Raw genomic sequence first — 15,381 nt, 5'->3', positions numbered from 1 at the left:
GTAGCGTTCAGCGCGGGTGTCGGGGCCCGCAGCGTTGCGGCGTCAGTAGGCTCGCGCGCGGGCTCGGGCGTTGCGGCGCTTGAGGGCTCGGCGCTCGTCCTCGGACAGCCCGCCCCACACGCCGGCGTCCTGACCGCTCTCGAGAGCCCAGCTCAGGCAGGCTTCGCGCACGTCGCAGCGACGGCAGACGGTCTTGGCCTCCTCGATCTGGAGCAGCGCGGGCCCGGTGTTCCCGATCGGGAAGAACAGCTCAGGGTCCTCGTCGCGACAGGCGGCACGGTGGCGCCAATCCATGGTTCTCACAGCTCCTTATGGTGTGGTGCCGGACGTGTCCGGCAACGTTGCAGTACGTGAATTCGTTCACGAATCCCTGCCCGGCCCTGTGTCTCCGTGGGGCCGAGGGGGATGGCGCGAAGTCTTGCGGCGGCCTACCGCGCGCGCGTGGCGCGCATGTAACCGCGTCGCCCTACCAGGGTGACAAGTTCGTGATGCATCTACAAGGGCTTTGTGTAATCCGTCTCATGAAGGTCGGTGTAGCGTCGGTCACAACATCGGTTCAAAACAGCCAAGATGCGACGATAACCGGCACCTCCTGCCCTGACAAGGGTCCTGCGGACCTGCATCCGGCAGGTCCGACGCGCCGATCGGCTTCGGATCGACGGAGGCGCCTCTCAGTAGGCGATCCGCAACGCCCGCGGCACCGATGTCAGCGTGACCTCCGTCCGCTCGCCGATGTAGTCGCCGTCGACCTGCACCGGCAGCGGCTCGGGCGCGCGCAGCACGATCTCCTTGCGGTCGTGCAGCGACACGACGGCCCGCCCGCGCGGCCCGCGCCGCGTCGTCATCTGGGCTAGGTGCACGAGCGTCGGCGCCAGCCGCAGGCTGGTCAGCCCGAACACGTCGAGGCCGGCGTTGAGGTCGGCGAACGGGGTCGGCCGCAGCGGCCGGGCGCCGAGGTACGTCCACGGCGTGCAGTTCGTGACGATGACGACCGCCAGCCCGGGGACCGGCAGCCCGCCGTCGGCGGTGAGCTCGATGGTGCCGTGCCGCCGCTCCGGCTGGGCGAAGAACCGGCGGACGGCCGTGCGGACGTACAGCTGGACGGTCGACACCCGCCCGCGCTCGCGCTCGGCCTCGACGGCGTGGATGACGTCGGCGTCCAGCCCGAACCCGGCGGTGAAGGTGAAGTAGCGGTCGCCCAACCGGCCCAGCCCGATGCTCTGCCGCCGTCCGGCCCGGAGCGCGTCCAGCAGCAGCCCGGTGGCCTCGATGGAGTTCTCCGGGATGCCGAGGTTGCGGGCCAGCACGTTGGTGCTGCCGCCGGGGATGATGGCGATGTCGGGGACGGTCTCGCCGGCCGCCGGCGGGGGGTCGAGCAGGCCGTTGACCACCTCGTTCACGGTGCCGTCGCCGCCCACCGACACGACGAGGTCGACGCCGTCGGCGCGGGCCTTCCTGGTCAGCTCGGTGGCGTGGCCGCGGTGGGTGGTCTCGGCGACCTCGAGGTCGAGGTCGTTGCTCAGCGCGGACAGCAGCACGTCGCGGGTGCGCACGGACGTCGTCGTGGCGTTGGGATTCAGGACGACGAGCGCACGCATCAATGACCTTCGATCCGTCGGTCCGTGCACCTCATGCTCACTCGCTCCAGTCCTCTCCCGCTCCCGACCGACGACTCGTGGGAGCCTCCGGCCCCCAGTCGCCGCCGGTATGCACGGCCCTCCAGGGGCCAGCCTACGGGCCGCGGTTACGCCGCCGGTCAGCGGAACATACCCTCGCGCAGTTGGATCAGGGTTCGGGCCAGCAGCCGGGACACGTGCATCTGAGAGATGCCGATCTCGCCGGCGATCTGCGACTGTGTCATACCGCGGAAGAACCGCAGCACGATGATGCGCCGCTCGCGCTCCGGCAGGCCCTCGAGCATGCGGGCCAGCGTCTCGCGGTTCTCGACGCCCTCGAGCGCCTCGTCGTCCTGCCCGATGGTCTCGATGGTGCTGGGCGCGTTCTCGCCCGGCTCCGGGGAGTCGAGCGAGACGGTGCTGTAGGCGGCCGCCGTCTCCAGCGCCTCGAGCACCTCGTCCTCTGTGGTGCGGGTGGCCTGGGCCAGCTCGGCGATGGTCGGCGACCGGCCCAGCTGTTGCAGCAGCTCCGTCGTCGCCGAGCTGATGGACAGCCGCAGCTCCTGCAGCCGGCGCGGGACCCGGATGGCCCAGCCTTTGTCGCGGAACCAGCGCTTGATCTCGCCGAGGATCGTCGGCGTGGCGTAGGTGGAGAACTCCGCGCCGCGGCTGGGGTCGTACCGGTCGATCGCCTTGATCAGGCCGATGGTGGCCACCTGGACGAGGTCTTCGTACGGCTCGCCGCGGCCGGCGAACCGGCGGGCCAGGTGCTCGGCGAGCGGCAGGTGCAGCGTCGTCAGCCGGTTGCGGACCTCGGCCCGCTCGGGATCGTCGGCGTCGAGGCCGGCGAGCAGCTCGAGGAGCGCCCTGCTGGTGGCGCGGTCGACCGTGCCGCGCGTGGTCTCGCCCGCGGGCGGATCGGCCGGCTCGATCGGTCCGACCGTCACCACCGGCCGGACGACGTCGACGACCGGACCGGCGGGCCCCGTGGCCTCGCTGGTCAGCCTCGCCTCGGCCGCTCCCACCGCCTGACTCAACCCCGCTTCTTGCGCAGCATGATGGACACCCGGCCGTCCTCGGCCCGCGAGTGCACCTCGCCGGCCAGCGCCGACAGCACCGTCCACGCGAAGCTGTCGCGGCTGGGGAGGTCGGTCTGCGCGGCCGGGACGGACACCACCACGTCGAGGATGTCGGTGTGCAGCTGGAAGCTGCAGTGCATGTTCGAGCCGGGGACGGCCAGCGGGAGCAGCATGGCGCCGGCTTCGTCGACGGCGATGCGCAGGTCCTCGATCTCGTCGAGCGTGAACCCGATCCTGGCGGCCAGCCGGGCGGCGGTCGTCCGCAGCACCGTGAGGTAAGCGCTGGACGCCGGTACCTGCAGCTCCACCAGGTCACCGATCGAATCGGACTCGCTCACCGAACCTCCTCCTACTGGAATCGGCCGACCGATTCCCGCCTGCCCGGACGGCCACAAGGCCAGAGAACTCGCGTTGCTCCCCGACCAGAGTGTCACACCCCGGCCCCGGGCGCCCGGACGCATCCTGCCATCCGAGCCGGTCGGCGTGAACCCGGTGGGCCCGGATCGACTGGCTGGTTCCCTCTCCCTTGTGGGTCTCCCCGCTGCCTGGGACCTCGCGGCCGGCGCTTTACTAGGCTCAGGGGATGTTCGCCGCCTACGCCTCGACGCTCGATGCGGACGACCCGCTCGCCGGGCTGACCCTGGGCGAGCGCCCGGAGCCGTCGGTCCCGGACGGCTGGACGACGGTGTCGGTGCGGGCGACCGCGCTCAACCACCACGACCTGTGGTCCCTGCGCGGTGTCGGCCTCGACGCGAGCCGGCTGCCGATGATCCTGGGCTGCGACGCGGCGGGCGTCACCGACGACGGCCGTGAGGTGCTCGTGCACGCCGTCGTCTCCGACCCCGACTGGCGCGACGACGAGACGCTGGACCCGAAGCGCACGCTGTTGTCCGAGCTGCATCCCGGCACGTTCGCCGAGCGGGTCGCGGTGCCGGTCCGCAACCTGGTGCCCAAACCGGCCGCGCTGTCGTTCGAGGAGGCCGCGTGCCTGCCGACCGCCTGGCTGACGGCGTACCGCATGCTGTTCACCCGGGCGCGGGTCACCCCCGGGCAGACGGTGCTGGTGCAGGGCGCAGGCGGCGGTGTGTCGACGGCGCTGGTCGCGCTGGGGGCGGCGGCCGGTGTGCGGGTCTGGGTGACCTCACGGAACCCGTCGAAGGCGTCGCGGGCGATGTCGCTCGGTGCGGACCAGGTGTTCGAGAGCGGCGCGCGGCTGCCGGCCCGCGTCGACGCCGTCATGGAGACGGTGGGAGCGGCGACGTGGGCGCACTCGGTGAAGTCGTTGCGGCCGGGCGGGACCCTGGTGGTCTGCGGCGCGACCTCCGGATACGTCGCCGAGACGGAGCTGAACCGGGTGTTCTTCCTGCAGCTTCGGGTGCTGGGCTCGACCATGGGCACGCGCGACGAGCTGGTCCGGCTGCTGGCCTTCTGCGAGCGGACCGGCCTGCGGCCGCCGATCCACAGCGTCCTGCCGCTGGCGGAGGCCCGCGCCGGCTTCGCCGCGCTCGACGCCGGCGACGTCTTCGGCAAGGTCGTCTTCACCCCCTGACCCCCCACGTCCAGGCATAGGACCGCTCCCGCTTCCCCAGGCATGCATGGGTGAGCTGGAGCAGCCCAACTCAACGTGATCATTTCCAAGGCGGGTCGCGGGATGGGCGGCGCGGTGACCTGGGCCAACTCGTCGGGTGGGCTGCTGGTCTGACGGCCGACACCGCTGCCTCCTGTTGACACGTCGCACAAGGCGCCGCTACGTTCCGGTCTACGGTTAACCGTAGACAGTTCACCATGAGGAGGCGCTCGTCCATGGCTTGGGAGTTCTCGGCACCGGTGCCCTCGGCGCCGGCACTCGGTCAGCACGTCGTCGAGAGGTTGCGCGTGCTGATCGTGACCGGTCGCATCCCGCGGGGTGCGCACCTGGTCGAGGCTCAGCTCTCCTCGATGTTCGACGTCAGCCGCGGGCCGATCCGTGACGCGCTGCGGCAGCTGGAGGCCGAAGGGCTGGTCGAGAGCCGCCGCCGCGGGGTGTTCGTCGTCGGGCTGGAGGCCGCGGACATCGCCGAGCTGTACTCGTTGCGCGAGTCGCTGGAGACGCTGGCGCTGCGGATGGCGCACGAGAACGCCCAGACCGCGACCTGGCAGGCGCTGCTGGAGCCGCTGGACCGAATGCGCTCCGCCGCCGACGCCGGGCGGGCCGACGAGTACGCCCGCGCCGACCTCGACTTCCACGCCCGGTTCTACGACCTGTCCGGGCACCGCCGCCTGCGCGACATCTGGCGGCAGTACCAGCCGACGTTCGCGGTGCTGCTCGAGATCACCAACGCCGAGGACGTCACGCTCGGGCCGTCGCTGCAGTCGCACGTCGACCTGTACGAGCTGATGCGCGCCGGCCGCCTCGACGAGGCCGTTGTCGAGTTGAAGGAGCACCTGCTCGGTGCCCGCAATCGGCTCATGACGGCGCACGCCCGGGTCACCGCGGCGAACTCCGCCGACAGCACGGCCGCCCATCAGGACGGCCGCGCATGAGCGGCGCACGCCCCGTGGTCATCGCCGCCGCCGTCACCGCGTTCGACGACCGCGGCGGGCTCGACCTCGCCGGCTGCCGGTCGCTGTTCGCCGCCCTCGGCGGGCACGACGACCTCGACGCCGTCTTCGTCGCCGGCACCACCGGTGAGTTCGTCAGCCTGGCCGACCACGAGCGCCTCGACGTCATCGAGACCGCCCTCGACGTGCTCGGGTCGGACCGGGTGATCGCGCACGTGGGCTCGGCGTCGGCGCACCAGGCGCGGGAGCTGGCGGCGCGGGCCGGCAAGCTCGGCGCGACCCGGCTGGCCGCCGTCACTCCGTATTACTCCGCGACGTCGCCGGCGCAGGCGCACGAGTACTTCGCCGCCGTCCGCGACGGCGCGGGCGACGCCGAGGTGTTCGCCTACCTGTTCCCCGACCGCACCGGCGTGCACCTGACCCCCGACCAGGTGGCCGGCATCGTCACCGCGACCGGCATGGACGGCGTCAAGGTCAGCATCCCGGGCGTCGACTACGTCCGCGAGCTGGTCGCCCTCGTCCCGCCGGGCGTGAGCGTGCTGTCCGGCAACGACGGCCTGCTGGAAGCCGTGCTGGACGCGGGCGGCGCCGGCGTGGTCTCCGGCGTTTACCAGGTCGCCGCCGAGGCGTTCCACGCCCAGCTCACCGCCCTGGCCAGCGGTGACGACGACAGCCGCCGGGCCGCGCAGCGTGCGGTCGACGCCGCCGTGTCGACGTTCGGCCCGCACCTGACGCTGCTCAAGCTCGGCCTCGTCCGCCGCGGGATGCTGCTGTCCGCCCGCTGCCGCATCCCGGCCGCCCCGCCCGCCGCGGCGCTGGTGGCCGACGCGGAGCGGCTGCTCGATTCCTGGAGCCGCGCGTCCTGAGCCGCCGGACGCTGCTCCGACCGAACTTCCCGCCCGACAGGAGGTCGACGATGACCGTGAAGTCGCCCGAGGCGCCACCGGTACGCGAGCACCGGCCGGTGCCGGCGGTCCAGGCGCGCCGACGACCATCGACGCGACCGCGCCTGCTGCCGTACGGCCTGCTGCTGCCCGCCGTCGTCGTGGTGGCCGTGGTGTCGGTGTTCCCGATCGTCTTCGCGCTGAACCTGTCGCTGCACGAGACCCGGTTCACCCAGCTCGAGGACTTCGTGGGGCTGGACAACTACGCCGCGATCCTCGGCTCGTCGGCGGGCTGGGCCTCCATCGGCCGGTCGCTGATCTACGTGGTCGCGTCGCTGGCGCTGGCCATCCCGATGAGCCTGGGCATCGCGCACCTGCTGAACCGACCGGCCCGGTTCCGCCTGGTGTTCCGCGCGCTGATCCTCATGCCGTGGGTCATCTCGCAGACGGTGGCCGCGCTGCTGTGGCGGTGGCTGCTCAACGCCGACTACGGCCCGCTGGGACTTGGCGACGTCGCCGGCACCCGCATCGACGTGTTCGCCGACCCGGTCCAGGCGATGGCGGCGCTGATCCTGGTGAACGTCTGGATCAGCTACCCGCTGGCGACGATCCTGTGCCTGGCCGCGCTGCAGACCATCCCGGCCGAGCTGGAGGAGGCGTCCGACGTCGACGGCGCCGGACCGTTCACGCGGTTCCGCCGGATCACGCTGCCGATGATGGCGCCGACGCTGTTCGTCGTCGCGATCCTGCTGACACTGCTCTACTTCAACATGGTGACGCTGGTGCTGACGTTCACCGCCGGCGGTCCGTTCGGCGCGACCCAGCTGGTCAGCCTGGACGCCTTCAACGAGTCGTTCAGCTTCTTCAACCTCGGACTCGGCGCCGCCTACAGCGTGATCCTGTTCGTCTTCAACATCGTCTTCGGCGCCGCGTACATCAAGCTGATCAGGAGTGAGGGCGATGGCTGAGAGCATCCGCACCGGCCGCCGCAAGCCGGCCGGCCCGCTGGCCTACGCCGCCCTGGTCGCGGCCAGCCTGTTCGCCGTCGGGCCGCTGCTGTGGGCGCTGTCGACGTCGTTCAAGTCGCCCGACGCGGTGCTCACAGACACGTCATGGATCCCGTCGGCGCCGACGCTGGAGAACTACACGATCGTGTTGTTCGAGTCGCAGGTGCCGCGGTACCTGTTCAACAGCGTCGTCGTGGCCGGCGCGACCGTGCTGGCCACGCTGGTGCTCGCGACGTTGGGCGCGTACGCGACCGCGCGGTTCCGGTTCCGCGGCCGGGGCGCCAGCCTGTTCTTCATCCTGATGACGTCGATGATCCCGGGCATCGCGATCCTGGTGCCGTTGTACTTCCTGGCTGTCGAGGTGGGCGTGTACGACAGCTACCTCGGGCTGATCGTCGTCTACACGGCCTGGCAGGTGCCGACGGTGCTGTGGATGCTGCGCGGCTTCTTCCAGACCATCCCCACGTCGCTGGAGGAGGCGGGCCGCATCGACGGCGCGTCCGACCTGCGCGTGATGGTGCAGCTGGTGCTGCCGCTGGCCAAGCCGGGGCTCGCGGCCGCCGCCGTCATCGCGTTCGTGTACGTCTGGAACGACTACCTGATCGCCGCGACGATGGTCAGCTCCGACGACAAGCGCCTCGTCTCGGTCGGCCTCTACAACTACCTGTCCCAGTACGGCATCGAGTGGGGTCAGCTGACCGCCGCCGTCCTGGTCACGATCGTCCCGATGGTCGTCCTGTTCGTGCTGATGGAGAAGCGCCTGGTGGCCGGCCTGTCCGCCGGCGCCACCAAGGGCTGACCCGTCCACCCGTGTCTTTCGAGGAAGAAGGGCTCACCATGTCCGTTTCGAGGAGAGCGACCCTGCTGCGTCGCGCCGCGGTGGCCGCAGCGGCGCTCGGCCTGATCGCCGCCTGCGGCTCCGGCGGCGGCTCGACGTCGTCCGGCGACGGCCGGCTGGAACTGTGGACGTTCCTGGACCCGAACTCGCCGGACGACCCGCGCGGCCAGGCGCTGCGCACCGTCGTCGACGGGTTCAACGAGTCGCAGGACGAGGTGGAGGTCACCATACGGAACATCAACTACGCGAAGATCGACAGCGAGGTCGTCCGCGCCACCGCGAGCGGCCAGGGCCCGGACCTCGTCAACGTCTACAGCGCGCAGCTGGCCACGCACGTCGACGCCGGCACCGTGCTGCCACTGGACGACTACGCCGCGGACTACCTCGCGCAGATCGGGGACGACCTGATCTTCCCGCTGGAGGGCGTGAGGTTCGGCGGCTCGGTCATGTCGATCCCGTGGGAGACGCGGGCCTGGCTGCTCTGGTACCGCAAGGATCTGCTCGACGCGGCCGGCCTGCCGGTGCCCGCGACGCTGGACGAGCTGGCGAGCACCGCCGGGGCGCTGGCCGCGTCCGGCGCCGCCCAGACCGGCCTCGCCATCGGGTTCTCCGACCAGGGCCTGGGTGCGGACTTTGTCGAGAAGTTCATTCCGCTGACCTGGGGCTTCGGCGGCGAGATCCTGGACGAGGACGGCACGGCGGCGTTCGACGACGACGCCGGCGTGCAGGCGCTGGAGTACCTGCGCCGGCTGCACGAGGCCGGCGCGTTCGGCGACGAAGTGCTGAACATGGCCGCCGACGACGTCATCCAGAGCGTCACCGCCGGCACCGTCGCGATGGCCATCGAAGGCAGCTACCGGGTCGGCGCCGCCCGTTCCGGCGAGGGCATCGGCGAGAACCTGCAGACCGTCCCCGTCCCGTCGCGGACCCCCGGCGAGCCGCTGCCCACCGCCGTCGCCGGTCAGACCATGGCCATCGGCGCCAATGCCGACGACCCCGAGGCGGCCTGGACGTTCATCGAGTACTACACGTCCGAGGAGTCGCAGGCGCTGTTCGCCGAGGCCGGCGTGCTGCCGGTGCGCGCCAGTGTCTACGACACCCCCGAGTTCGACGCCCTGCCGAACGCCGACGAGCTGCGCAGCTGGCGCGACTACGTCGTCGACCACGGCCGCCCGCAGCCGGTGTCGAGCCGGTTCAACGAGCTCAGCGCCGCCCTCGTCGGCGTCGGCCAGCAGACCGTGTTCCGCGACGAGGACCCGCGGGAGGCGCTGACCGGCGTCGCCGAGCAGTACGACTCGGCCGCGCGCTGACACCGTCGCCACTCGTCACCCATCAGGAAGGATCACCGTGACCACTGCCACCTCCGACTTCGACGTCATCGTCTGCGGCGGCGGACCGTCCGGGTTCATCGCCGCCATCGCCGCCGCCCGCAGCGGCGCCCGGACGCTGCTGGTCGAGCGGTACGGATTCCTGGGCGGCATGCCGACGGTGTCCTGGCTGGGCCCGATCTCGCCGTTCTACTTCCGCGACGAGCGGGTGATCGCCGGCGTCCCGCAGGAGTTCGTCGAGCGCATGGTCGCGGCGGGCGGCAGCACCGGGCACATCCGCTGCACCAATCCACACGGCAGCGGCAGCTACCTGTGCTTCTACGACCGCGAGACGTACAAGTGGACCGCGATGTCGATGTACCTGGAGGCCGGCGGCACGCCACTGCTGCACACCTGGATCGCCGACGCCCTGGTCGAGGACGGCCGCGTGACCGGCATCGTCGTCGCCAACAAGTCCGGCCGGCGGGAGATCCGGGCGAAGGTCGTGGTCGACGCGACGGGCGACGGCGACGTGGCCGCGCGGGCCGGCGCCGCGCACACCGTCGGCAACGGCGCCGGCAGGTCGCAGCCGGCCACGCTGATGTTCGACATGACCGGCGTCGACACCGCCCGGGTCAAGCAGTACATGGACGACCACCTCGACGACTTCGAGTGGGCGTCGGAGTTCGTGCCCGTGTCGCCGTACTCCGACCGGCTGCCGCAGCAGCACTTCGTCGGACAGGGCTTCCTCGACCTGGTGGCGAAGGGGCTGCGGGAGGACCGGCTGCACCTTGGCCGCGACTCCATGCTGTTCCTGACGACCGTCCAGCACGGCGTGCTGCACTTCAACTCCACGCGGGTGGCCGACGTCGACGCGACGGACGCCGAGTCGCTCACCCGCGGCGAGATCGAGGGCCGCCGCCAGGTGATGTCCCTGTCGAGGTACCTGATCGAGAACGTGCCCGGCTTCGAGCGGGCGGCGCTGGCCGGCACCGGGACGGCGCTGGGCATCCGCGAGTCCCGGCACATCACCGGCGGGTACGTGCTGACCGGCGCGGACGTCGTCGGCGGCGCGCGCTTCGACGACGTGGTGTCGCGCGGCTACTTCCCGATCGACATCCACAACCTCACCGGCAAGGAGGGCTACGAGGGCGGCGGCACCTGGCGCGACCTGGACGACACCTACGACGTCCCGATGCGCAGCCTGATCCCGCGCGACCTGGAGGGCCTGGTCATCGCCGGCCGCGCCATCTCCGCCGACCACGACGCGCACGGCTCGTTCCGGACGCAGGGCGGTGTCATGGCGATCGGCCACGCCGCCGGAGTGCTGGCGGCGACGGCAGCCGCGTCGTCCGGCCAGGTCCGCGAGACCGACCACCGTGCCGTCCAGGAGCGGCTGCTCGAGCAGGGCGCGTCGCTGCGCCGCGATCCGGAGGCGGTGGCGCGCGACCGCAAGATCGCCGTCGACGCGGTCAGCGAGGCGCTCGCGGCCGGCCGGATCTCGCCGGCCTACCTCGCCGACGCGGGGACGTTCACCGGCCGCGCCCCGCGCCTGTAGCGCCGCGCCACCCGACTCCGCCTCCGTCCCCCGTTGATCTTGGAGAAGTTCGGCAATCGAGGGGTGAAATGTCCGAGAGATACCCGAACAACTCCAAGATCAACACGGGAGGGTGGGGTGGAGGCGGGCGCGCGGCTCAGGACGTGGCGCGGGGGACCCGGCGATCCTTGACCGGCGTTCGTGGCGCCTCGACACCCAGCCAGGGGTACCAGCCGCCGTTGAGGACGAGGTAGGCGAGCAGGCCGTAGCCGGTCTGATCGGGGTGCAGGCCGTCGTCGGCGCGGGCGCGCTGCCAGGCCGCCTTCGCGCTCAGCGGCCCGAACGTCGCGATGTAAGGGATGTCGCGCCGCGCGCACAGGTCGGCCCAGGCGGCGTCCAGCTCGCCGATCCGCGCGACCATGGCGTCGTCGCCGACCGGCGGCGGCCCGACCACCAGGGCCGGGACGCTCACCGACGACAGCCCGAACTCCAGCGCCGCCACCGACCGCGCCGCCGGGACGCCGCGGTAGGCGTCGGCCACGCCGGGCGCCAGCACGACGCGGTGCTCGTCGCCGCGGGCGAACCGGGGCGCGCATTCCAGCGGCATCCGCACGACCACCTCTTCAGTGGCCTCGCCGCGCACGCCCAGCGGGTACGCCGTCAGCTCGACGCCCGTGGACGGCGGCGTGCGGGCGGCGACGCGGCCGATCCAGCCGAGCGCCTTGGGATCGCCGACGCCGGCGACGAAGGAGTCACCGAAGACGCAGACCCGGACATCGCGGGGATCGGTCACTCAGATGTCCTCGGCAGCGGCGGCGTCGTCCTCGTCGTCGGCGCGGGCCAGCCAGGTGGCCAGCCGCTCGACGGCGGTCTCGAACTCGGGATTCTGGTCGACGAAGTCGCGCAGCCGCTCGGCCAGCCAGCCCAGGGTGACCGGTTCGTCACCCCGGCGCTCCTCGAGCTCCTCGATGCCGCGGTCGGTGAAGTACATCCTCTGACTCCGGCGGGAAGGGTCGGGCGATCAGGCGAAGGCGGCGTTGTGCAGCGCCTTCTGCTGGTCGAGGTGGACGTTGTGGTTGCCCACCGCCGGCGACGTGCTGGCCGGCCGGGTGACCGGCCGCAACGGGATGCCGTCGGGCAGCCGCGGCGTGAGGTGCAGCGCCATGAACGGCCACGGGCCCATGTTCTCGGGCTCGTCCTGGACCCAGCGGATCTCGCGCACGTTCGGATACTTGGCAAGCTCAGCAGCGACCTCCTTGGCAGGCAGCGGGTAGAGCTGCTCGACCGGGACGATCGCGGTGTGGTCGTCGGACCGCTTGCCGCGCTCGGCCAGCAGCTCCCAGGTGATCTTCCCGCTGCACAGCAGCACGCGGTCGACCTTCGCGGCGTCGAGCGGCTCGGGGTCGCCCAGCACCGGCCGGAACGTCGTGCTGCCGGTGATGTCGTCGGGCGCGGACACCGCCCGTTTGTTGCGCAGCATGGACTTCGGCGTGAAGACCACCAGCGGCCGGTGGCTGGCGCCCAGCGCCTGCGAGCGCAGCAGGTGGAAGTACGACGCCGGGGTGGAGGGCTGCGCCACCCGGAACGCGTCCTCGGCGCCCATCAGCAGGAACCGCTCCATGCGCGCCGACGAGTGGTCAGCACCCTGGCCCTCGTAGCCGTGCGGCAGCAGCAGCACGACGCCGGAGTACTGGCCCCACTTGGCCTCACCGGCGGTGATGAACTCGTCGATGATGGTCTGTGCGCCGTTGGCGAAGTCGCCGAACTGCGCCTCCCAGAGCACCAGCGACTCGGGCCGGGCGACGGAGTAGCCGTACTCGAAGCCCATGGCCGCGAACTCCGACAGCAGGGAGTCGTAGACGTAGAACTTCGCCTGCGATTCGTCGAGGTGCTGCAGCGGGATGTACGACTCGCCGGTCTTGCGGTCGACCAGCGAGGCGAACCGCTGGACGAACGTGCCGCGGCGGGAGTCCTGGCCGGCCAGCCGCACCGGGCGGCCGTCGAGCAGCAGCGCGCCGAACGCGGTGATCTCGGCCGTCGCCCAGTCGATGCCGCCCTCGGTGAGCGCCTGCGCCCGCCGCTGCACCTGCGGCAGCACCTTCGGGTGGACGGTGAAGCCGTCGGGCACCGTGAGGTAGGCGTCGGCGACCCGCTTGAGCACCTCGGGCGTGGTGGCGGTGACGACCTCGCCCTCGGGCGCCGGCTTGTCCGGGTAGCTGGGTACCGTGGTGACGCTGGTGGGGGCGGTCTGCCGGGTCTCGGCGAACACCCGCTCCAGCTGCTGCTGGTAGTCGAGCAGGACCTGCTCGGCCTCCTCGATGGTGATGTCGCCGCGTCCGATCAGCGCCTCGGTGTACAGCTTGCGCACCGGCCGCTTCGCCTCGATGAGGTCGTACATGAGCGGCTGGGTGTAGCTGGGGTCGTCGCCCTCGTTGTGGCCGCGCCGGCGGTAGCAGACCATGTCGATGACGACGTCCTTCTTGAACGCCTGCCGGAACTCGAAAGCCAGCCGGGCCACCCGGGTGCACGCCTCGGGGTCGTCGCCGTTGACGTGGAAGATCGGCGCCTGCACCATGCGCGCGACGTCGGTGGAGTACATGGACGAGCGCGACTGGTCGGGCGACGTGGTGTAGCCGACCTGGTTGTTGACGACGACGTGGATGGTGCCGCCGGTGCGGTAGCCGCGCAGCTGGGACAGGTTCAGCGTCTCGGCCACGACCCCCTGGCCGGCGAACGCGGCGTCGCCGTGCACCAGGATCGGCAGCACCGGGAACTCCTCGCCGCGGTCGAGGATGTCCTGCTTGGCCCGCGCGATGCCTTCGAGCACCGGGTTGACCGCCTCGAGGTGGCTCGGGTTCGCGGTCAGCGACACCTTGATCTTCGAGCCGTCGAGCGCGGTGAACTCGCCGTCGGCGCCCAGGTGGTACTTGACGTCGCCGGAGCCCTGGACGGTGCGGGGGTCGATGTTGCCCTGGAACTCGCCGAAGATCTGTGCGTAGCTCTTGCCGACGATGTTGGCCAGCACGTTGAGCCGGCCGCGGTGCGCCATGCCGATGCACGCCTCTTGCAACCCGGCCTCGGCGGCGGCCTCGACCACCTCGTCGAGGATCGGGATCAGCGACTCGCCGCCCTCGAGCGAGAACCGCTTCTGCCCGACGTACTTCGTCTGCAGGAAGGTCTCGAACGCCTCGGCCTGATTGAGCTTGAGCAGGATGCGCAGCTGGTCCTCGCGCGCGGTGAGGTCGACCGGCTTCTCGACCCGCTCCTGGATCCAGCGCCGCTGCTCGGGCTCCTGGATGTGCATGTACTCGATGCCGACGGTGCGGCAGTAGGCGTTGCGCAGCACGCCGAGGATGTCGCGCAGAAGCATAAACCGCTTGCTGCCGCCGAACGAGCCGGTGGCGAACTCGCGGTCGAGGTCCCACAGCGTGAGGTTGTGGGTGCTGACGTCGAGGTCGGGGTGGGTGCGCTGCTTGTACTCCAGCGGGTCGGTGTCGGCCATGAGGTGGCCGCGCACGCGGTAGGCGTGGATGAGCTCCAGCACCCGGGCCTGCTTGCTGACCTCGTCCTCGTGGCTGGTGGTGACGTCAGTGGCCCAGCGGATCGGCTCGTACGGGATGCGCAGCGCGCGGAAGATCTCGTCGTAGAAGCCGTCCTGGCCCAGCAGCAGACCGTGCACGATGCGCAGGAAGTCGCCGCTCTGGGCGCCCTGGATGATGCGGTGGTCGTAGGTGCTGGTGAGCGTCATGGTCTTGGAGACGCCCAGCCGGGCCACCGTCTCGGGCGCCGCGCCCTGGTACTCGGCCGGGTACTCCATGGCGCCGACTCCGATGATGGTGCCCTGGCCCTTCATCAGTCGCGGCACCGAGTGGACCGTGCCGATGGTGCCCGGGTTGGTCAGCGTGATGGTGGTGCCCTGGAAGTCGGCGACCGCCAGCTTGTTGTCGCGCGCCCGGCGGACGATGTCCTCGTAAGCGGCCCAGAACTCGGCGAAGTTGAGGTGCTCGGCGCCCTTGATGCTCGGCACCAGCAGCTGCCGGGTGCCGTCGGGCTTCTTCATGTCGATGGCCAGGCCGAGGTTGATGTGCCGCGGCTTGGCCAGCGCCGGCTTGCCGTCGACGTCGGTATAGGCGTAGTTCATGTCGGGCATCTGGTGGAGCGCTTTGACCAGGGCGAACCCGATGATGTGCGTGAACGACACCTTGCCGCCGCGGGACCGGGCGAGGTGGTTGTTGATGACGATGCGGTTGTCGACCAGCAGCTTGGCCGGGACGGCGCGCACGCTGGTGGCCGTCGGGACCTCGAGGCTGGTCTCCATGTTGGTGGCCGTGCGGGCCGGCGCGCCGCGCAGCGGGACGATCTCGGGCTGGTCAGCCGCGATGTCCTGGGGCGGGACCGGCGCCTTGGCGGCCGGCTGGGCCGGGGTCGGCTTCGGTGCGGCCTTGGCGGCGGTGGTGCCGGTGGTGGCCTTCGGCTGCGCCGGGGCGGCCTGCGACGGGGCGGACGTGGAAGTCACGGTGGTCCTCGCGGGGGACGTGGCAGTGGCGGTCGGTGCGGAGGTCGGCTTCGTGG

The 15,381-nt window shown here is 71.3% G+C and carries 14 protein-coding genes; 7 read left to right on the top strand and 7 right to left on the bottom strand.

Annotated features, from left to right (window positions below; genetic code table 11):
- Positions 1 to 42: 42 nt before the first annotated feature.
- The 4 genes from E1262_RS13590 to E1262_RS13575 all read right to left on the bottom strand — a co-directional run bounded on the left by E1262_RS13590 (position 43) and on the right by E1262_RS13575 (position 3,033).
- Complete coding sequence (locus tag E1262_RS13590; RefSeq protein WP_053203257.1) at positions 43 to 294, bottom strand: WhiB family transcriptional regulator; 252 nt, start codon at positions 292 to 294, stop codon at positions 43 to 45.
- Positions 295 to 671: 377 nt separating this feature from the next.
- Positions 672 to 1,598, bottom strand: a complete 927-nt coding sequence (locus tag E1262_RS13585) for a diacylglycerol/lipid kinase family protein (RefSeq protein WP_132103679.1) — start codon at positions 1,596 to 1,598, stop codon at positions 672 to 674.
- A 158-nt stretch (positions 1,599 to 1,756) separates the two neighbouring features.
- Positions 1,757 to 2,653 (bottom strand): RNA polymerase sigma factor SigF, encoded by an 897-nt coding sequence (locus tag E1262_RS13580; protein WP_203453840.1) that lies wholly within the window; start codon positions 2,651 to 2,653, stop codon positions 1,757 to 1,759.
- The gene (locus E1262_RS13575) at positions 2,650 to 3,033 is read right to left on the bottom strand and encodes an ATP-binding protein (protein WP_132103677.1); all 384 of its coding nucleotides are present in this window, start codon (positions 3,031 to 3,033) and stop codon (positions 2,650 to 2,652) included. Before E1262_RS13575 ends, E1262_RS13580 begins: the two co-directional genes overlap by 4 nt.
- Before the next feature lie 245 nt (positions 3,034 to 3,278).
- Here E1262_RS13575 and E1262_RS13570 point away from each other — a divergent pair, with 245 nt between their 5' ends.
- The 7 genes from E1262_RS13570 to E1262_RS13540 all read left to right on the top strand — a co-directional run bounded on the left by E1262_RS13570 (position 3,279) and on the right by E1262_RS13540 (position 10,830).
- Positions 3,279 to 4,244: a zinc-binding dehydrogenase gene (locus E1262_RS13570; RefSeq protein WP_132103676.1), complete on the top strand. Its 966-nt coding sequence runs from the start codon at positions 3,279 to 3,281 to the stop codon at positions 4,242 to 4,244.
- Between the two features lie 254 nt (positions 4,245 to 4,498).
- On the top strand, positions 4,499 to 5,218 hold the full coding sequence (locus E1262_RS13565; protein ID WP_132103675.1) for a GntR family transcriptional regulator: 720 nt from the start codon (positions 4,499 to 4,501) through the stop codon (positions 5,216 to 5,218).
- On the top strand, positions 5,215 to 6,102 hold the full coding sequence (locus tag E1262_RS13560; RefSeq protein WP_132103674.1) for a dihydrodipicolinate synthase family protein: 888 nt from the start codon (positions 5,215 to 5,217) through the stop codon (positions 6,100 to 6,102). The genes E1262_RS13565 and E1262_RS13560 overlap by 4 nt, the downstream gene beginning before the upstream one ends.
- A 50-nt stretch (positions 6,103 to 6,152) precedes the next feature.
- Positions 6,153 to 7,088: a carbohydrate ABC transporter permease gene (locus tag E1262_RS13555; protein WP_132103673.1), complete on the top strand. Its 936-nt coding sequence runs from the start codon at positions 6,153 to 6,155 to the stop codon at positions 7,086 to 7,088.
- Positions 7,081 to 7,926, top strand: coding sequence for a carbohydrate ABC transporter permease (locus tag E1262_RS13550; RefSeq protein ID WP_132103672.1), 846 nt, complete (start codon positions 7,081 to 7,083; stop codon positions 7,924 to 7,926). Before E1262_RS13555 ends, E1262_RS13550 begins: the two co-directional genes overlap by 8 nt.
- 38 nt (positions 7,927 to 7,964) lie before the next feature.
- On the top strand, positions 7,965 to 9,275 hold the full coding sequence (locus E1262_RS13545; protein ID WP_132103671.1) for an ABC transporter substrate-binding protein: 1,311 nt from the start codon (positions 7,965 to 7,967) through the stop codon (positions 9,273 to 9,275).
- A gap of 37 nt (positions 9,276 to 9,312) precedes the next feature.
- On the top strand, positions 9,313 to 10,830 hold the full coding sequence (locus E1262_RS13540; RefSeq protein ID WP_132103670.1) for an FAD-dependent oxidoreductase: 1,518 nt from the start codon (positions 9,313 to 9,315) through the stop codon (positions 10,828 to 10,830).
- A gap of 136 nt (positions 10,831 to 10,966) precedes the next feature.
- Here E1262_RS13540 and E1262_RS13535 read toward each other — a convergent pair whose 3' ends face one another.
- From E1262_RS13535 to E1262_RS13525, 3 genes are all read right to left on the bottom strand, one after another.
- Positions 10,967 to 11,602 (bottom strand): GDSL-type esterase/lipase family protein, encoded by a 636-nt coding sequence (locus E1262_RS13535; protein ID WP_132103669.1) that lies wholly within the window; start codon positions 11,600 to 11,602, stop codon positions 10,967 to 10,969.
- Positions 11,603 to 11,800, bottom strand: coding sequence for a DUF6104 family protein (locus E1262_RS13530; protein WP_132103668.1), 198 nt, complete (start codon positions 11,798 to 11,800; stop codon positions 11,603 to 11,605).
- Positions 11,801 to 11,830: 30 nt separating this feature from the next.
- Positions 11,831 to 15,381: multifunctional oxoglutarate decarboxylase/oxoglutarate dehydrogenase thiamine pyrophosphate-binding subunit/dihydrolipoyllysine-residue succinyltransferase subunit (locus E1262_RS13525; protein ID WP_132103667.1), on the bottom strand; the 3,551-nt coding region annotated here is incomplete at its 5' end.

The sequence above is a fragment of the Jiangella aurantiaca genome (assembly GCF_004349105.1).
GTDB classification, from domain to species: Bacteria; Actinomycetota; Actinomycetes; order Jiangellales; family Jiangellaceae; genus Jiangella; species Jiangella aurantiaca.
This window is presented reverse-complemented; position numbering and strand designations above follow the sequence as displayed.

Excerpts from the sequence above, each read along its gene's own strand:
- E1262_RS13590 (WP_053203257.1), bottom strand. The coding sequence starts at position 294 with ATGGATTGGCGCCACCGTGCCGCCTGTCGCGACGAGGACCCTGAGCTG.
- E1262_RS13585 (WP_132103679.1), bottom strand. The coding sequence starts at position 1,598 with ATGCGTGCGCTCGTCGTCCTGAATCCCAACGCCACGACGACGTCCGTG.
- E1262_RS13570 (WP_132103676.1), top strand. The coding sequence starts at position 3,279 with ATGTTCGCCGCCTACGCCTCGACGCTCGATGCGGACGACCCGCTCGCC.
- E1262_RS13565 (WP_132103675.1), top strand. The coding sequence starts at position 4,499 with ATGGCTTGGGAGTTCTCGGCACCGGTGCCCTCGGCGCCGGCACTCGGT.
- E1262_RS13560 (WP_132103674.1), top strand. The coding sequence starts at position 5,215 with ATGAGCGGCGCACGCCCCGTGGTCATCGCCGCCGCCGTCACCGCGTTC.
- E1262_RS13555 (WP_132103673.1), top strand. The coding sequence starts at position 6,153 with ATGACCGTGAAGTCGCCCGAGGCGCCACCGGTACGCGAGCACCGGCCG.
- E1262_RS13550 (WP_132103672.1), top strand. The coding sequence starts at position 7,081 with ATGGCTGAGAGCATCCGCACCGGCCGCCGCAAGCCGGCCGGCCCGCTG.
- E1262_RS13545 (WP_132103671.1), top strand. The coding sequence starts at position 7,965 with ATGTCCGTTTCGAGGAGAGCGACCCTGCTGCGTCGCGCCGCGGTGGCC.
- E1262_RS13530 (WP_132103668.1), bottom strand. The coding sequence starts at position 11,800 with ATGTACTTCACCGACCGCGGCATCGAGGAGCTCGAGGAGCGCCGGGGT.